This is a genomic window from Tardiphaga alba (assembly GCF_018279705.1).
Lineage (GTDB): Bacteria > Pseudomonadota > Alphaproteobacteria > Rhizobiales > Xanthobacteraceae > Tardiphaga > Tardiphaga alba.
On record NZ_CP036498.1, the window covers coordinates 265,645 to 282,748 of the forward strand.

Annotated in this window: 17 protein-coding genes, 1 tRNA gene and 1 pseudogene; 14 read left to right on the forward strand and 5 right to left on the reverse strand. The window is 62.7% G+C overall.

What is annotated here, in order from left to right:
• Positions 1 to 27 precede the first annotated feature (27 nt).
• The 6 genes from RPMA_RS01280 to RPMA_RS01305 all read left to right on the forward strand — a co-directional run bounded on the left by RPMA_RS01280 (position 28) and on the right by RPMA_RS01305 (position 4,057).
• Positions 28 to 630, forward strand: coding sequence for a class I SAM-dependent methyltransferase (locus tag RPMA_RS01280; RefSeq protein ID WP_211911137.1), 603 nt, complete (start codon positions 28 to 30; stop codon positions 628 to 630).
• 48 nt (positions 631 to 678) lie between these two features.
• Positions 679 to 1,257 carry an NADPH-dependent FMN reductase gene (locus RPMA_RS01285; protein WP_211911138.1) on the forward strand — a complete coding sequence of 193 codons (579 nt, stop codon included), beginning with the start codon at positions 679 to 681 and terminating at the stop codon, positions 1,255 to 1,257.
• Between the two features lie 7 nt (positions 1,258 to 1,264).
• Positions 1,265 to 1,969 carry an orotidine-5'-phosphate decarboxylase gene (pyrF, locus tag RPMA_RS01290; RefSeq protein WP_211911139.1) on the forward strand — a complete coding sequence of 235 codons (705 nt, stop codon included), beginning with the start codon at positions 1,265 to 1,267 and terminating at the stop codon, positions 1,967 to 1,969.
• A 147-nt stretch (positions 1,970 to 2,116) separates the two neighbouring features.
• Entirely contained in the window at positions 2,117 to 2,422 is a 306-nt protein-coding gene (locus tag RPMA_RS01295; RefSeq protein ID WP_211911140.1) for a DUF1330 domain-containing protein, read from the forward strand.
• Positions 2,423 to 2,595: 173 nt separating this feature from the next.
• Entirely contained in the window at positions 2,596 to 3,411 is an 816-nt protein-coding gene (dapB, locus tag RPMA_RS01300; protein WP_211911141.1) for a 4-hydroxy-tetrahydrodipicolinate reductase, read from the forward strand.
• A 25-nt stretch (positions 3,412 to 3,436) separates the two neighbouring features.
• Positions 3,437 to 4,057, forward strand: a complete 621-nt coding sequence (locus tag RPMA_RS01305) for a 2,3-bisphosphoglycerate-dependent phosphoglycerate mutase (RefSeq protein WP_211911142.1) — start codon at positions 3,437 to 3,439, stop codon at positions 4,055 to 4,057.
• A 116-nt stretch (positions 4,058 to 4,173) separates the two neighbouring features.
• Here the strand turns inward: RPMA_RS01305 and RPMA_RS01310 are convergent, their stop codons facing one another.
• Entirely contained in the window at positions 4,174 to 5,142 is a 969-nt protein-coding gene (locus RPMA_RS01310) for a complex I NDUFA9 subunit family protein (RefSeq protein WP_211911143.1), read from the reverse strand.
• Between the two features lie 161 nt (positions 5,143 to 5,303).
• Between RPMA_RS01310 and RPMA_RS01315 the strand changes: the two genes are divergently transcribed.
• Positions 5,304 to 5,390: transfer RNA gene (locus tag RPMA_RS01315), tRNA-Leu, on the forward strand.
• A gap of 235 nt (positions 5,391 to 5,625) precedes the next feature.
• The gene (locus RPMA_RS01320; protein ID WP_211911144.1) at positions 5,626 to 5,835 is read left to right on the forward strand and encodes a cold-shock protein; all 210 of its coding nucleotides are present in this window, start codon (positions 5,626 to 5,628) and stop codon (positions 5,833 to 5,835) included.
• 80 nt (positions 5,836 to 5,915) lie between these two features.
• Here the strand turns inward: RPMA_RS01320 and RPMA_RS01325 are convergent.
• The 3 genes and pseudogenes from RPMA_RS01325 to RPMA_RS01335 form a co-directional block, all read right to left on the reverse strand.
• Positions 5,916 to 6,565, reverse strand: a pseudogene (locus RPMA_RS01325) (2-dehydro-3-deoxy-6-phosphogalactonate aldolase).
• Positions 6,562 to 7,416: a 2-dehydro-3-deoxygalactonokinase gene (locus RPMA_RS01330; RefSeq protein ID WP_408056577.1), complete on the reverse strand. Its 855-nt coding sequence runs from the start codon at positions 7,414 to 7,416 to the stop codon at positions 6,562 to 6,564. The pseudogene RPMA_RS01325 and the gene RPMA_RS01330 overlap by 4 nt, the downstream one beginning before the upstream one ends.
• A gap of 124 nt (positions 7,417 to 7,540) precedes the next feature.
• Positions 7,541 to 7,990, reverse strand: coding sequence for a hypothetical protein (locus RPMA_RS01335; RefSeq protein ID WP_211911145.1), 450 nt, complete (start codon positions 7,988 to 7,990; stop codon positions 7,541 to 7,543).
• A gap of 352 nt (positions 7,991 to 8,342) precedes the next feature.
• On the opposite strand from RPMA_RS01335, the gene RPMA_RS01340 reads away from it, so the two are divergent.
• The 6 genes from RPMA_RS01340 (at position 8,343) to RPMA_RS01365 (ending at position 16,459) form a co-directional block, all read left to right on the forward strand.
• Positions 8,343 to 8,432 (forward strand): K(+)-transporting ATPase subunit F, encoded by a 90-nt coding sequence (locus RPMA_RS01340; protein WP_211911146.1) that lies wholly within the window; start codon positions 8,343 to 8,345, stop codon positions 8,430 to 8,432.
• 24 nt (positions 8,433 to 8,456) lie between these two features.
• Positions 8,457 to 10,160, forward strand: a complete 1,704-nt coding sequence (kdpA, locus tag RPMA_RS01345) for a potassium-transporting ATPase subunit KdpA (RefSeq protein ID WP_211911147.1) — start codon at positions 8,457 to 8,459, stop codon at positions 10,158 to 10,160.
• 14 nt (positions 10,161 to 10,174) lie between these two features.
• A complete protein-coding gene (gene kdpB, locus RPMA_RS01350; RefSeq protein ID WP_211911148.1) occupies positions 10,175 to 12,295 on the forward strand; it encodes a potassium-transporting ATPase subunit KdpB in 2,121 nt (706 codons plus the stop codon).
• A gap of 119 nt (positions 12,296 to 12,414) precedes the next feature.
• A complete protein-coding gene (locus RPMA_RS01355) occupies positions 12,415 to 13,020 on the forward strand; it encodes a K(+)-transporting ATPase subunit C (RefSeq protein ID WP_211911149.1) in 606 nt (201 codons plus the stop codon).
• Between the two features lie 41 nt (positions 13,021 to 13,061).
• Positions 13,062 to 15,773, forward strand: coding sequence for a sensor histidine kinase (locus RPMA_RS01360; protein ID WP_211911150.1), 2,712 nt, complete (start codon positions 13,062 to 13,064; stop codon positions 15,771 to 15,773).
• Complete coding sequence (locus RPMA_RS01365) at positions 15,770 to 16,459, forward strand: response regulator (RefSeq protein WP_211911151.1); 690 nt, start codon at positions 15,770 to 15,772, stop codon at positions 16,457 to 16,459. The genes RPMA_RS01360 and RPMA_RS01365 overlap by 4 nt, the downstream gene beginning before the upstream one ends.
• On the opposite strand, the gene RPMA_RS01370 is transcribed toward RPMA_RS01365, so the two are convergent.
• Positions 16,460 to 17,026 carry a MarR family winged helix-turn-helix transcriptional regulator gene (locus tag RPMA_RS01370; RefSeq protein WP_211911152.1) on the reverse strand — a complete coding sequence of 189 codons (567 nt, stop codon included), beginning with the start codon at positions 17,024 to 17,026 and terminating at the stop codon, positions 16,460 to 16,462.
• Between the last annotated feature and the right edge of the window lie 78 nt (positions 17,027 to 17,104).

Genomic DNA, 17,104 nt, shown 5'->3' on the forward strand with positions numbered 1-17,104 from the left:
ACGTTCCGCGGTCTGCTTGGAAGCACAATGCCTCTGCAATCGTCCGCGCGTCCGTTGAAAAAGCCGCTTCGTCTCGATGACGAAGTCCGCTTCATCCGTTCATGGATCGACAAGCCGCTGCATATGGGCGCCGTGATGCCGTCAGGCAAAGCGCTGGCGCGCACGATGGCGCAATATGTCGATCCGAAGGGGACCGGTCCGGTCATCGAACTTGGCCCCGGCACCGGCGCGATCACCACTGCGCTCGTGGCGCATGGCATCGATCAGAAGCGTCTGGTGCTCGTCGAGTTCAATCCTACCTTCTGCGCCTTGCTGCGTGAACGCTATCCGCAGGCGACCGTCGTGCAGGGCGATGCCTACACACTCCGCGATACGCTCTGGGACGTGCTGAAAGAGCCGGCCTCCGCCGTGGTCTCCGGCCTGCCGCTCGTCACCAAGCCGATGCTGACCCGCCTGAAGCTGATCCGCGATGCTTTCGCAGCGCTCGCGCCGAATGCGCCCTTCGTCCAGTTCACCTATTCGGTGGCGCCGCCGATCCCGAAATCGCTGCCCGGTGTGTCCACCGAGGCGTCCGAGCGGATCTGGATGAACCTTCCGCCCGCCCGCGTCTGGGTGTATCGCAAGGGCTGAGGCCGTTCGCGATCGCGCGGCGGCTCCGCCATCAACGCGATCGGACACATGGCAGCACCAAAAATCCTCGTCATTCCCGGCTCGCTGCGCACTGGCTCGTTGAACGCAAAGCTGGCCGCTGCCGCTGTCGATGAACTCGTGCGCGCAGATGCTGAGGTCACTCGGATATCGCTGGGCGACTTTCCGCTGCCGATCTATGACGGCGATCTCGAAGCCTCATCCGGTGTGCCGAAACATGCGCTCAATCTGAAGCGCATGATGGCGGCTCAGGACGGCGTGCTGATTGTCACGCCCGAATACAATTCCTCGCTGCCGCCGCTGGTGAAGAACACCATCGACTGGGTCTCGCGCGTGACGGACGGGCAGGAGGGCAGGGGACACGTATTTCGCGGCCGTGCCTTCGCCATCGCCGCCGCATCCAATGGCCGTCTCGGTGGCACGCGCTGTCTCGAAGCGCTGCGGCTTGTATTGTCCGCCTGCCGTGCGCTGGTGATCCCGAGCCAGCTTGCGCTGTCACATGCCGATGATGCCTATGACGAGATGGATCGTCTCAAACACCCCGCCGATATCGCGGCGATGCAATCCATGGTGCGACAACTGATCGATGTCGCCCAGCAGATGAAGTGAGCCTGACATGACCGCCATTCTCGATCCCCGTGATCGCCTGATCGTCGCGCTCGACGTGCCAGATGTCGCTTCCGCTGGAGCCATGATCGAACGGCTCGGTGACAGCGTGACGTTCTACAAGATCGGCTATCAGCTCGGTTATGCCGGCGGCCTGCCGCTGGTGCGCAAGCTCGCCGATGCCGGCAAGAAAGTGTTTGCCGATCTGAAGATGCACGACATCGGCAACACGGTGGCCAAGGGCGTGGAGAGTGTCGCCAAGCTCGGGGCGACCTTCCTCACGGTCCACGCCTATCCGCAGACCATGCAGGCTGCAGCCAATGCGAGCAAAGGTTCCGATCTGCGCATTCTCGCGGTCACCGTGCTGACCTCCTACGACAACGAAGATCTCAAGGCCGCCGGCTATCAGCTCGGCGTCAGCGATCTCGTCACCACGCGCGCGCAACAAGCGCAGGCGCTCGGTATCGACGGTCTCGTCTGCTCGCCGGAAGAAGCCGGCAATCTGCGCAAGCTGATCAAGCCGGAAATGGTCCTGGTGACGCCCGGCGTGCGCCCTGCGGGTGCCGATATCGGCGACCAGAAGCGCGTGATGACGCCGGCCAAGGCGATTGCGGCAGGCTCGGATTATCTCGTCGTCGGTCGTCCGATCCTTGCTGCCGATGATCCGAAGGCGGCGGCAGAGGCGATTGTGGCGGAGATTGCGGCCGCGACCTAACCGAGCTTCTCCGTCATGGCCGGGCTTGTCCCGGCCATCCACGCCTTTGTCTGGGCTAAGACGTGGATACCCGGCATTCGCCGGGTATGACGATGTGTTAGGTAGCTAACGTCGCGAACGTTATTTCGATCAAGGGAGAAAACCAAAATGCCGAAAGCTTACTGGGTCGCGCGCGTCGATGTTCACAACATGGACGGCTACAAGCAGTATGTCGCCGAGAACGGCCCCGTCTTCGCAAAATACGGCGCCAAGTTTCTGGTTCGCGGTGGCCAGTTCGAAGCCAAGGAAGGCACCTCGCGTACGCGCAATGTCGTGCTCGAATTCAAGGATTATGCGACCGCGCTCGCCTGCTACAATTCGCCGGAATACCAGCGCCTCGTGGAGATGCGGAAGCCCCATGGCGAGAGTGATCTCGTGATCATCGAAGGCTATGACGGTCCCCAGCCGGGGTAACATCATCCGTCATTGCGAGCGCAGCGAAGCAATCCAACTCTTCCTTGCTTGTGGCCCTGGATTGCTTCGTCCCCTTCGGCTCCTCGCAATGACGTGGCGGGGCGCGATGTTGCTGTCGTGTTGTTATAATCGCATCACGCCGCTATACCGCCTGAGATACGAAGGAACGCCAGATGTCCGATATGAGATTGATCGTTGCCGGCGCCGGCGGCCGTATGGGCCGCGCGCTGATCCGCACCATCCATGACACGCCGGGCGCCGTGCTCGCTGGCGCGCTTGAGGCGCCGACCTCGGAACTGCTCGGCCAGGATGCCGGCGTGCTAGCTGGCCTGCCGGAAAACGGCATCAAACTCTCGGCCGATCTGTGGACCCTGTCGAAGGAAGCCGACGGCATCCTCGATTTCACCGTGCCTGCTGCGACCATCGCCAATGTCGCCATCGCGGCCCAGCGCGGCATCGTGCATGTGATCGGCACCACCGGCCTGTCGGCGTCCGATGACGCCGTCATCAAGAGCGTCACCAAGCAGGCGATCGTGGTGCAGTCGGGCAATATGAGCCTCGGCGTCAATCTGCTGGCCGCACTGGTGAAGCGCGTCGCGCAGTCGCTCGATGACGGGTTCGACATCGAAGTGCTGGAGATGCACCACAAGGCGAAGATCGATGCGCCATCGGGCACCGCCTTCATGCTCGGCCAGGCCGCTGCCGATGGCCGTGGGGTCTCGCTCGACACACATTCGGCTCGTGGCCGTGATGGCATCACCGGCGCGCGCAAGACGGGCGATATCGGCTTCGCCTCGCTGCGCGGCGGCACCGTCGCCGGTGAGCATACGGTGATCTTCGCCGGCCCGCATGAGCGTATCGAACTCATTCACAAGGCCGAGGATCGCATGATCTTCGCCCATGGTGCGCTGAAGGCGGCCATGTGGGCGCATGGCAAGCCGCCCGGGCACTATTCGATGGCCGACGTTCTCGGCCTCGGTGAGAAATAAGAACAGACTGGAATAGGAAACTGCGATGACTGACCGTCTTCTCGTGCTCGTCCGCCACGGCCAGAGCGACTGGAATCTGAAGAACCTGTTCACCGGCTGGAAGGATCCGGACCTGACCGAGAAGGGCGTCAGCGAAGCCAAGGAAGCCGGCCGCAAGCTGAAGGCGCAGGGCCTGACCTTCGACCGTGCCTTCACATCGGATCTGACCCGCGCCCAGCACACGCTGCGCCTTGCGCTGGAAGAGATGGGCCAGACCGGCATTCCGGTGACCAAGAACCTCGCGCTCAACGAACGCGATTACGGCGATCTCTCCGGCCTCAACAAGGACGATGCCCGCGAAAAGTGGGGCGAAGAACAGGTGCATATCTGGCGCCGGTCCTACGACGTGCCGCCGCCCGGTGGTGAGAGCCTCAAGGATACGCTGGCCCGCACGCTGCCTTACTATGTGCAGGAGATCCTGCCCGGCGTTCTCCGCGGTGAACGCACGCTGGTGGCCGCGCATGGCAATTCGCTGCGCGCGCTGATCATGGTGCTGGAAAAGCTGTCGCCGGAGGGCATTCTGGCCCGCGAGCTCGGCACCGGCGCGCCGATCATCTACAAGCTCAATGCTGACGCCACGGTGGCTTCGAAGCTCGATCTGGCGTGAGGCCCCCACTGCCGTAGCCCGGATGGAGCGCAGCGAAATCCGGGTACAGCAGATATCATTGAAACGCCGGTCCCCGGGTTGCGCTGCGCTCCACCCGGGCTACGGCTTCAATGTCTTTAGTTCGCGCCGTTATGGGCAAACTGGCCTGTCGCGCGAAAACGCCAGAGATATTGCGGCGCCACGGTTTCCAGCGAATCCGGCGCGATGCCGAGGCCTTCCAGCGTCAGGCCGGCCGCCTTGGCGGCGTCGGAGACGACATTGTCGACCTTCAGCATGGCCACCTGATCGGGCGTCAGCTTGAAGTCGCCCGGGGCGAATTGCAGGAAATAGGATTTCAGCTTGGCGATGCCCATGGGCACCGGCAGGATCATGCGCTCGCGTTCGATGGTCTTGAGCACGATCTCGACGATCTCCTGCATGGTCAGCACTTCCGGGCCGCCCAGCTCATAGACAGCGCCGGGCTTGGTCTTGCCCTCGGCCGCATCGGCCACGGCCTGCGCGACATCGCCGACGAACACCGGCTGCATCCTGGTCTCGGCGCCGAACACCGGCATCACCGGCGCCATGCGGGCCAGCGAGGCGAAGCGGTTGGTGAGGCTGTCCTCCGGGCCGAACACCAGCGACGGACGCAGGATCGAGGCCGTCGGCACGGCGGCGAGCACATTGGCTTCACCGGCGGCCTTGGCGCGGCCATAGGCTGATTCGGAATTCGCATCGGCGCCGATGGCCGAGACATGCACCAGGCGAGCGCCGATCTCGGCAGCGGCCTGCGCGATGGCGCCGGCGCCTTCCGCCTGCACGGCGTCGAAGCTCTGTTTGCCGCCTTCGGCAAGGATGCCGACCAGGTTCACCACGATCGAGGCATCGCGCATGGCGGCCTTGATGGAGGCGGGGTTACGGATATTGGCCTGCACGGTGTGGATCTGGCCGACGCGGCCGAGCGGCTGCAGGTAGCCGGCGAGCTCGGGCCGACGCACCGCAACGCGAATCCGGTAATCGCGCTTGGCCAGCGCGCGGACCACATGCCGTCCCACGAAGCCGGATCCGCCGAAAACCGTGACGAGGGTGTCGAGGGGGGCAGCCATGGGTCAGATCCTTAGGAAAATGCAGGCGGGAAAGGCGGCAGTTTAGACCGTTTCGCGATACGACAAGCGGTACCGCCTGTACAGTGAAATGAAAACGCACAAAGCTGTTTGACAAGTGCGTAACAGCCCCTACACACCGCGCCACATGCCTCACAGCATGTGCCCAGGTGGCGGAATTGGTAGACGCGCTGGCTTCAGGTGCCAGTGGCTTAACGGCCGTGAAGGTTCGAGTCCTTTCCTGGGCACCACTGTCTTTCTAAGACACTGGCTGTTCGACAACTCCTTGACAATTCTTGGTTTTCCGTAGCCCGCGATCATTCGTGGGTGGCTGGTCGACGTTCGGGCGATCTGGCGCGACAGCGGGCCTTCCGCCGCATGCCTTTTTTCGATGCTCCGACCTTTTGGTAAGGCGTCAAGGGCGTTTTGCGTTTGCATATTCCCATATGCGTGATAACGCTGACGCAACTTTATGAAGGAAGTAAAATGGCTATCGGTACCGTCAAGTGGTTCAACAGCACCAAGGGTTACGGCTTCATCGCGCCAGATGGCGGTGGACCGGATGTGTTCGTTCACATCAGCGCAGTTGAACGCGCTGGCCTCGGCTCGCTGAACGAAAATCAGAAGGTCAGCTACGAAATCGTCGCTGATCGTCGTTCGGGCAAGTCCTCGGCCGACAATCTGCGCGTCGAGTAATCGACCACACGTCAAAACGGCTGCACCGTTACGGAAACCCGCCCTCACCGGCGGGTTTTTGGTTGGCCGGGAGCTGACCGTCAGCCGATGGCGCGCGCGCGGGAGATGGCTTCGTCATAAGCGGCAATCGAGGTCTGTGCGGTCGCCCTGACCTCGGCGGCGCTCATGCCCGGCTTGTAGAGGCTGCTGCCGAGGCCGAAGGCCTGGATGCCGGCGGTGATGTAATCGCCGAAATTCTTGTCGGACACGCCACCAACCGCGCCGATGACGGCATCCCGGGGCAAAACCGCACGAATGGCGGCGATGCCGGAGGGGCCGAGGATCGAGGCCGGGAAGAACTTCAGCGCGGAGGCGCCATGGCGAAGCGCGAGAAAGGTTTCGGTGGGCGAGAACACGCCGGGCATCGTGACCATGCCGCGCTTCGCCGCCATCGCCAGCACATCGACATCCACATTCGGGCTCACCATCAGCCGGCCGCCGACATCGGCGACGCGGGCGCAATCGTCGGCGGTGAGGACGGTGCCGGCGCCAATGAGCGTGTCGCGGCCGAATCGCTTGCAGATGCGGGCGATGGAGTCGAACGGGTCGGGGAGTTCAGCGGCACTTCGATCATCTCGAAGCCGGTATCGATCAAGGTCTCGACGATGCCCTCCACCTCATCAGGTTTCACGCCGCGCAGGATGGCAACGAGCGGGCGTTTGACGTTCGGCCATCGCATGGGCTGGGTCATGTGAACTTTGCTCCCCACAAATGGATGGCCGCCTTGGTGAGGCCCTGTTGCGACGCGCGTTCGGCATCGACGATGGTGATTTCGACGCCAGCGGCAGCAAGCGCCGCAGCGTAGAGATCCTTCAGCGCACCAGCGCCGATCAGGCGCACCGGATGTTTGCCATAGCGCGACGCCGCATCGGCGATCTCGGTGCCGATCAACAGGCCCGATAATCGCGCCGTGCCATCCGCTTGTTTCTCGAAACCGAGCAGCTGCGCCGCCCGCAGGCTGAACAGCGAGGCGGGCAATGCGGCCGGCGCATTCAACGCGCGTTGGAGGCCGTCGCGGAATGCATCATTCGCTGCAGGCGATCCTGCATCAGGATCGATCGCGTGTTTCAAGATGCTGTGCTGGGCGATGACCGAAAACAATTCGCCGGTCATATACGTCGTGAACGACACCAAGCTGCCGCTCTCGATGCGAATCCATTTGCTGTGGGTGCCGGGAATGCAGACGAGGCCGGTGAAACCGGATTCGGTGACGCCGAGAAGTTGCGTTTCCTCGCCGCGCATCACATCGGGCGCGCTAGCATCGGCCTGGGCGATGCCGGGCAGGATGCGCACATCGCCCGGTGTAGCGACACGCTGCGCGCCGTCATGCAGCGCGTCGAGCCGTGTTGGTGTGCGGAGATAAGGTGCTTCGATCCAGCCTTGTTTCGCGCCGGCCATGCCGCAGATCAGCACGGGCAAGTCCTGTGCTGCGCCAAGTTTTGCAAGATGATCGGCGAGGACCGGGGCAAAGCCGGTGTTGGCACAATGCAGCATGCCCTCAGGGCCGCGCGTCTCCGCGAGAACGCTGCCATCGGCGGTCATCAACCAGCCGCGAAAGCTGCTGGTGCCCCAGTCCACGGCGACAAAAGCCGGTTTCCTCACATTCACATTTTACCCCGGCTCTGCTGGCACGAATAAGCGCCGAACTTAGCCGAAATTGCAGTTCTTAGCAGTAGTTCTCGCACATCATCGGCATGAAATCGGAGCGCGGCGTGTTGGAAGCCGGCACGGCGGTGAGATGCGATCTGCCGTTGCGTGCGACGGCGCTGCGAAATGCGTCGAGGATCGCGGTCGCCATATCGGCATGATGGGTCTCGACGGCATCGTCGAGCCAGTCCGGCATGTTGCGCTCGGTGGAGAGGGCGCAGTGCCATTCGCCGTCGTCGAAGGTGAGGCGGCGGAGCTGCCAGTCCGGCAGTTCGATGGCGATCAACGCGAGCGCGGCATCGGTCCAGGCTCCGGATTCAACGAGACGATCAAGACGCTTTGCCTCCGCCGTGCGCCGCATCGCCGGCAGGCGCTTGCAGGATGCGAGGCAGATGGCGGTGAAACTTGCGACGTCGACATCCGATGTCGCATGCGAAACGGCATTTGGAAGAAATGAGAAACGCGGCATGGCGCAACTCCATGAGCAGCGCGATCGTCGGGCGATCGCACAGTGATATTTGCTCAGCCAGTCATTTGAAAACGAGACGACCGCAAGCGCGAAGATATAGCTGCGCCATAAGCGCGAGCTGCTCCAGCATCCCCGCGTCTTTATAGGATTCCTATAAACTCGCAGTTCCCCTCATCTCGAAAACCTACGGCCGGAATGGCACCTGAGCCAGCATTGGACGCAATGCGCGTCCTGTGCCAGTGCATCAGGAGCTTTCCATGCTGGACATACTCATGCTGGGCCTCGGGCTCGGCTTCTTCCTTCTCACGCTGGGCTACGCCTATGCCTGCGAGCGGCTGTGAGGAGATGGATCATGGTCTTTGACTATGTGCTCGCCGGCACCGTTTCGGCGCTTCTCCTCGTCTATCTCACTTATGCGCTGCTCCGCCCCGAGCGGTTCTGATCGCGCGCCACAAGGTCCAACACAATGACACTCATCGGATGGGTACAGATCGCGCTGTTCTGCGCGATGATCCTGGCGCTAACGAAGCCGCTCGGCGGCTACATGACGCGCGTCTTCAATGGCGAGCGGACGCTGCTGTCGCCGGTGCTGCGGCCGGTCGAGGCCGGCATCTACTGGCTCTCAGGCGTGGATGAAAAGCGCGAGCAGCATTGGCTTACTTATACGGTAGGCATGGTGCTGTTCCATGTCGCTGGCTTCGCGCTGCTCTATGCGCTGCTGCGGCTGCAGGATGTGCTGCCGTTCAATCCGCAAGGCCAGTCGGCCGTCGCGCCGGATCTCGCTTTCAACACCGTCGTCAGTTTCGTCACAAATACCAACTGGCAGAACTACGGTGGCGAAAGCACCATGTCCTATCTGACCCAGATGCTCGGCCTCACGGTGCAGAATTTTGTGTCGGCCGCGACGGGCATCGCGATCGCCGTGGCGCTGATCCGCGGTTTTGCCCGCTCGTCGATGCGCACCGTCGGCAATTTCTGGGTCGATCTCACCCGCGCGACGCTCTACGTGCTGCTGCCGATCTGCGTGGTCATCACGCTGTTCCTGATCTCGCAGGGTATGCCGCAGACGCTCGGCGCCTATGTGGATGCGACCACGCTGGAAGGCGCCAAGCAGACCATCGCCGTCGGTCCAGTGGCCTCGCAGGTGGCGATCAAAATGCTCGGCACCAATGGCGGCGGCTTCTTCAATGCCAATGCCGCGCATCCGTTCGAGAATCCCACGGCGCAGTCGAATTTCATCCAGATGCTGGCGATCTTCGTGATCGGTGCGGCGATGACGAATGTGTTCGGCCGCATGGTCGGCAATCCCAAACAGGGTTGGGCGATCCTCGCCGTGATGGGCGTGCTGTTCATCACCGGTGTCGCCATCACTTATTGGGCAGAAGCGTCCGGCACCCATACGCTGCAGGCGCTCGGCCTCACCGGCGGCAATATGGAAGGCAAGGAGACGCGCTTCGGCATCGTCGCCTCGGCGCTATTCGCCGTCGTCACCACTGCAGCTTCCTGCGGCGCGGTCAATGCGATGCATGACTCGTTCACCGCGATCGGCGGCATGATCCCGCTGATCAATATGCAGCTTGGCGAATTGATCATCGGTGGCGTCGGCGCCGGCCTCTACGGTATGCTGCTGTTCGTCGTGCTGGCGATCTTTGTCGCCGGCCTGATGGTCGGTCGCACGCCGGAATATGTCGGCAAGAAGATCGAGGCGCGCGAAGTGAAGATGGCGATGCTCGCCATTCTCGTCCTGCCGCTGATGTATCTCGGCTGGACGGCTGTTGCCGTGGTGCTGCCCTCGGCGGTGGCGTCGATGGCGAATAGCGGCCCGCATGGCTTTACCGAAGTGCTCTATGCCTTCACGTCGGCCACCGGCAATAACGGCTCGGCATTCGGCGGCCTCACCGGCAATACGTTCTTCTACAATCTGACGCTGGCCTGCTCGATGCTGGTCGGCCGCTTCTTCATGATCGTGCCGGCCATGGCGATGGCGGGCTCGCTCGCATCGAAGAAATCGATCGCGGCGTCGGCCGGCACATTGCCCACCACTGGCGGCCTGTTCATCGGCCTCGTCATCGGCGTCATCCTCATCATTGGCGGCCTGACCTTCTTCCCCGCACTCGCGCTGGGGCCGATCGTCGAGCATCTCGCGATGCTGTCCGGCAACCTGTTCTGATCGGAGCAATCCCCATGGAAACCCTCAAACTGCAAAAGCGCGCGCCGACATCGGCTCTGCTCGATCCCAGGATCGTGTTGCCGGCGATCTCGGCGTCTTTCACAAAGCTCGATCCGCGAGTGATGGTGAAGAACCCCGTGATGTTCGTGGTCGAGATCGTGGCCGCGCTTACCACGGTGATCTTCATCAAGAATGTCATGACCGGTGGCGAAGACCTGTCCTTCACCTTCCAGATCATCATGTGGCTCTGGTTCACGGTGCTGTTCGCCAATTTCGCCGAAGCTGTCGCCGAAGGCCGCGGCAAGGCGCAGGCCGAAACGCTGAAGAAGACGCGGACCGAAAGCCAGGCCAAGCTGCTCACCAGCAGCGATGCGGCCGATCGCAGCTATCGCATGGTGGCGGGCACCACGCTGAAGGTCGGCGATATCGTGCTGGTCGAGGCCGGTGATCTCATTCCGTCGGATGGCGAGGTGATCGAGGGCGTTGCCTCGGTGAACGAAGCCGCTATCACCGGCGAATCGGCGCCGGTGATCCGGGAATCCGGTGGCGATCGCTCGGCGGTCACCGGCGGCACGCAGGTGCTGTCGGACTGGATCCGTGTCCGCATCACAGCGGCGCAGGGCTCGACCTTCATCGATCGCATGATCAAGCTCGTCGAAGGCGCCGAGCGCGCCAAGACGCCGAACGAGATCGCGCTCAACATCCTGCTGCTCGGCCTCACCATCATCTTCGTGTTCGCGACGGTGACGATCCCGAGCTATGCCGCCTATGCAGGCGGCACGATTTCTGTCGTGGTGCTGGTGGCGCTGTTCGTCACGCTGATCCCCACCACCATCGGCGCGCTGCTCTCGGCCATCGGTATTGCCGGCATGGATCGTCTGGTGCGCTTCAATGTGCTGGCGATGTCTGGCCGCGCGGTGGAAGCCGCCGGCGATGTCGATACGCTTCTGCTCGACAAAACCGGCACCATCACGCTCGGCAACCGCCAGGCGACGGCATTTCGTCCGCTGCGTGGCGTCACCGAACAGGAACTGGCCGATGCGGCGCAGCTTGCCTCGCTTGCGGATGAAACGCCGGAAGGGCGATCCATCGTCGTGCTGGCGAAGGAGAAATACGGCATTCGCGGCCGCGACATGGCCGAGCTTGGCGCAACCTTCGTGCCGTTCACCGCGCAAACGCGCATGAGCGGCATCGATGCGGCGGATATCTCGGTGCGCAAGGGCGCGGTGGATTCGATCCTCGCTTATTATGGCGGCAGCAGCGGGCAGGTGGTCTCGGGCAATACGGTGCGTGCGACGGCGCCGGTTAGCCTGTTCGAGGGCGCGCGCGAATTGCAGGCGATCGCCGACGAGATCGCCAAGGCTGGCGGCACGCCGCTTGCGGTGGCGCGCAATGGCAAGCTCTTGGGCGTCATCCACCTCAAGGATATCGTCAAGGGCGGCATCCGCGAACGCTTTGCCGAGCTGCGCCAGATGGGCATCCGCACCATCATGATCACCGGCGATAATCCGATGACGGCTGCGGCGATTGCGGCGGAAGCCGGCGTCGATGATTTCCTGGCGCAGGCGACACCGGAAGATAAACTCAAGCTGATCCGCGACGAGCAGGCCAAAGGAAAACTGGTGGCCATGTGCGGCGACGGCACCAATGATGCGCCGGCGCTGGCGCAAGCGGATGTGGGCGTTGCCATGAATACCGGCACCCAGGCAGCGCGCGAGGCTGGCAACATGGTGGATCTCGACAGCAATCCGACAAAACTGATCGAGGTGGTGGAGATCGGCAAGCAGCTGCTGATGACGCGCGGTGCGCTGACCACTTTCTCGATTGCGAACGACGTGGCCAAGTATTTCGCCATCATCCCAGCGCTGTTCATCGCCTTCTATCCGCAGCTCGGCGCGCTCAACATCATGGGCCTTGCCAGCCCGCAGAGCGCCATCCTGTCGGCCATCATCTTCAATGCGATCATCATCATCGCACTGATCCCGCTGGCTTTGCGCGGCGTGTCCTACAAGCCCATCGGCGCCGGTGCGCTGCTCGGCCGCAACCTGCTGATCTATGGCGTCGGCGGCCTCATCGTTCCGTTCATCGGCATCAAGGCAATCGACCTCGCGGTTTCCGCGCTCGGTCTGGTCTGAAACTCTCAGCCGTCATTGCGAGGAGCGTAGCGACGAAGCAATCCAGAAAGCCACGTGAAGAAAGAACTGGATTGCTTCGCTGCGCTCGCAATGACGAACATAAACATTGGAGTGTCATCATGTTGAAAGAAATTCGCCCGGCTATCACCGTGCTGGTGCTGCTCACCGCCATCACGGGCCTCGCTTACCCGCTCGCGATGACCGGTATCGCCGGTGTCCTTTTCCCCGCACAGGCGGAAGGCAGCCTGATCGAACGGGATGGCAAGGTGATCGGCTCATCGCTGATCGGCCAGGAGTTCAAGGGTGACACCTATTTCCATGGCCGGCCCTCGGCGACCACGGGCGCCGATCCGCAGGATGCAACCAAGACCGTGCCGCAGCCCTATAACGCTGCGAATTCCATGGGCTCCAATCTCGGCCCGACCAGCAAGGCGTTGAGCGATCGCATCAAAGAGGATGTCGAGAGACTGAAAGCGGAGAATGCGTCGATGCCGGTCCCGGTGGATCTCGTCACGACGTCGGGCAGCGGCCTTGATCCGAACATCTCGCCGGAAGGCGCGCTGTTCCAGGTGCCGCGGATTGCCAAGGCGCGTGGGCTGTCAGAGGATCGCGTGAAGGCACTGGTGAATGAGAAGACTGAAGGCCGGCTGCTCGGTGTCTTGGGCGAACCGCGCGTTAACGTCCTCGCGCTGAATCTGGCGCTGGATGCGGCAGGCAGCAAGTAAGCGTCTAGGCCGGTCCCGTTACGGAGACTATATATCGCCCGATGGCACGCGACCCCGACCAACGCCCTTCGCCGGAAGCCTTGCTGGAGACGGCAAGGCGCGAGGAGGGTGTGGCCGGGCGGCTGAAAATCTTTGTCGGCGCCGCCCCCGGCGTCGGCAAGACGTTTGAGATGTTGCAGAGCGCCCATGCCAAGAAGAAGGCGGGCATCGATGTGGTGGTCGGCGTGGTCGAGACCCATGGCCGCGCCGAGACCGAGGCGCTGCTGGTGGGCCTCGACGTCATTCCGCGGCGGATGATCGCCCATAAGGGCCAGACCCTCGACGAGATGGATCTCGATGCGATCCTGGCGCGTCGTCCAAAACTCGTGCTGGTCGATGAACTCGCGCATACCAATGCACCGGGTTCGCGGCATCCGAAACGCCATCTCGATGTCGCCGAACTGCTCGCGGCGGGTATCGACGTTTATACCGCCGTCAATATCCAGCACATCGAGAGCCTCAACGACGTGGTCGCGCAGATCACCCATGTGCGGGTGCGCGAGACCGTGCCGGATACGGTGTTCGATCGCGCCGATGCCATCGAGCTGATCGATCTCACGCCGGACGATCTGATCCAGCGCCTGAAGGAAGGCAAGATTTACGTCCCGAAACAGGCCGAGCGGGCGCTTGAGCATTATTTCTCGCCGGGCAATCTCACGGCGCTGCGCGAACTCGCCTTGCGTCGAACAGCGGATCGGGTCGATGAGCAACTGCTCACACATATGCAGGCCAATGCGATCGCCGGCCCGTGGGCAGCGGGGGAGCGTATTCTCGTCTGTATCAGCGAGGACCCGCGCTCGGCCGGGCTCGTGCGCTACACCAAGCGTCTTGCCGATCGCCTGCATGCGCCATGGACGGCGGTGAGTATCGAGACCCGGCGCAGCCTGCAATTCTCCGAAGAGCAGCGCGACCGGCTGGCCGATACGCTGCGGCTTGCCGAGGCGCTCGGTGCGGAGGTCCTGACCATCCCCGCCGCGGCCCGGCGCATCGCGGATGACGTGTTGAACTATGCCCGCGCCAACAATGTCACCCAGATCGTGATTGGCAAGGCGTCGCGGTCATGGTGGTTCGAGCTGTTGCGCGGTTCGGTGGTGCATGATCTGGTTCGGCTCGCCGGCCATATCAGCGTGCATGTGATTGCCGGGGAGGCGCTGCCAGCTGAGCCTGCCGCGAAACGCACGCAGATGGCGGACCGCGCGGAGCCGTTCGATCCCAAACCCTATGCATTCTCGCTGGCGATCATTGCCGCCGCCCTCGGCCTCGGCATGCTGCTGTATCCCGTCTTCGGCGTGGAGAATGTCGATCTCATCTTCATGACGGCGGTGGTCGGCATTGCCGTGCGCTTCGGGCTCGGGCCGTCGTTGCTCGCAAGCCTGATCGGTTCGTTGGCCTATAATTTCTTCTTTCTGCCGCCGGTCTATACATTCACCATCACAGATCCCACCAATGTCGCGGCCTTCTTCTTCTTCATGCTGGTGGCCGTGCTGGTGTCGAATCTCGCGGCGCGCGTGCGCAGCCAGGCGGTGTCGGCCTTCGGCCGCGTCCGCACCACCGAATCCCTCTACGCTTTCAGCCGCAAGTTGGCCGGCACGGCGACGCTGGATGATGTGCTCTGGGCCTCGGCCTATCAGATCGCGCTGATGTTGCGCGTGCGCGTCGTGTTGTTGCTTCCAGATGCTGGTGTGATCACCGTGAAGGCCGGCTATCCGCCGGAAGACCAGCTCGACCCCGCGGATCTCGCCGCCGCCAACTGGGCCTGGAGCAATGATCGCCCGGCCGGCCGCGGTTCCGATACATTGCCGGGCGCCAAACGCTTGTTCCTGCCGATGCGTACCGGGCGTGGATCGATCGGCGTGATTGGGATCGATGACGATCGCACCGGGCCGCTGCTGACGCCAGATCAGCGCCGCCTGCTGGATGCGCTGGTGGATCAGAGCGCGCTGGCGATCGAGCGTGTGCAACTGGTCGAGGACATGGACCGCGCCCAGCGCAACATCGAATCCGATCGCCTGCGCGCGGCGCTGCTCACCTCGATCTCTCATGACCTGAAGACGCCGCTGGCTGCGGTGCTCGGCGCTGCCTCGACCCTGCGCGATCTCTCGCCAAAGCTCGGCGAGGCCGAACGCGCCGACCTGCTCGCCACGGTGATCGACGAATCCGAGCGCCTCAACCGCTTCATCGCCAATCTGCTCGATATGACAAAACTCGAATCCGGCGCCGTGACGCCGAATGCCGTGCTGCTCGATCCCGGCGAGATCGTCGGCAGCGCGTTGCGCCGGGCCGGTAAGATAATCGGTCAGCATCGCGTCGAACTCGATCTCGCGCCGAACTTGCCGATGCTCAAGCTCGATGCCGTGCTGTTCGAGCAGGTGCTGTTCAATCTGCTCGACAACGCCGCCAAATATGCGCCGCCGGATACGGTGATCACGATCCGGGCCGCGCGTCAGGATGACGCCGTGATACTGCAGGTCATGGATGAAGGCGCCGGCATCCCCGCTGCCGATCTCGAACAGGTCTTCGACAAGTTTTATCGCGCCAACAAAGGCGACCATGTGCGCGCCGGCACGGGGCTCGGTCTCGCCATCTCGCGTGGTTTTGTCGAGGCCATGCAGGGTACCATTACTGCCGCCAATCGGGCCGATCGTTCGGGCGCCATGCTCACCATCCGCTTGCCGATACCGCCCGCGCTCGACGCTCTGGACACCGCCGCATGAATGCTTCCGCCATCAAGGTTCTGGTCATCGATGACGAGCCGCCGATCCGCAAATTGCTGCGGATGGGGCTGAGCACCCAGGGCTACGACATCATCGAAGCCAGCAACGGTAAGCTCGCTTTGGAGAAGCTGGCCGAGGAGCCGGCATTGATCATCCTCGATCTCGGCCTGCCGGATATCCAGGGCCACGATCTCCTGCAGATGATCCGCGCCCGCAATGACAGCGTGCCGATCGTGGTGTTGTCGAGCCGGGGCGACGAGGCCGGCAAGGTGCAGGCGCTCGATCTCGGCGCCGATGACTATCTGACAAAGCCGTTCGGTATGGATGAGCTGTTGGCCCGGCTTCGTGCAGCATTGCGGCATCAGCTGCAGGTGCATGGCGAGCGGCCGGTGTTCAGGACCGGCGAATTATCGGTCGATCTGGTGCGCCGCATCGTTAAGGTCGGCGAGCGCGAGGTGAAATTGTCACCGAAGGAATATGACCTGCTGCGTGTGCTGGTGCAGCATGCCGGGAAGGTGCTGACCCATCGCTTTCTGCTGAAGGAACTCTGGGACGAGCTGACCGACGCGCAGTATCTGCGCGTCTATGTGCGCCAGTTGCGCCAGAAGATCGAGTTGGATCCCGAGCGCCCCCAATTCGTGCTCACCGAAACCGGCATCGGCTATCGGTTGCGCGCGCCCGATTAGCTACTTGGCGGGTTTCCCTGGCCCTTTCGGCGCATTGTAGTCCAGCAGCCGGATCGCTTCGTCGGCGGCGTCCACCATGTCCGACATCAGTTTGCGGTTGCGCTCGAAGTCCGCTGCCGACATGGCCCGGAACAGCATGTCGTTTACCGGACGCTGCACGGGTGCCAATTCATTAAGCAGTCCGCGCGCTTTCGGCGTGATGGTGAGGATGACGCGGCGGCGGTCGTCCTCGTCGGTTTCCTTCTCCACCAGGCCACTCGCGACCAGTTTGTTGATCTCGATGGTGATGAAGGCGCCGCTGAAGTGGAGATGTTCGGCGACCTGATTGACGCCGATCTTCTCATCGGTGCCGACAAGATGGGCAATGGCGATCAGCACCGTATATTGCGTGCCGGATAGTCCGATCACCGCGCCGAGCTGCGCGCGCACGGCTTGCAGCCGGGCGGAAAATGCCAATGTATCGTGCAGGAACTGTCGAAATGCGCGATCCGACCCATCGACCATCAATTGTGGCCGCGAAATGGTCAGTTCGGTCCGGATCTTCTTGGATTTGCTCTTTGTCGCCATCAGGTCCCCGCACACCTATGAGTCGTATACCGGTCGGCTTACTAGCAAACAAGTTCAGTTGCGCGTTTTGATAGCAGG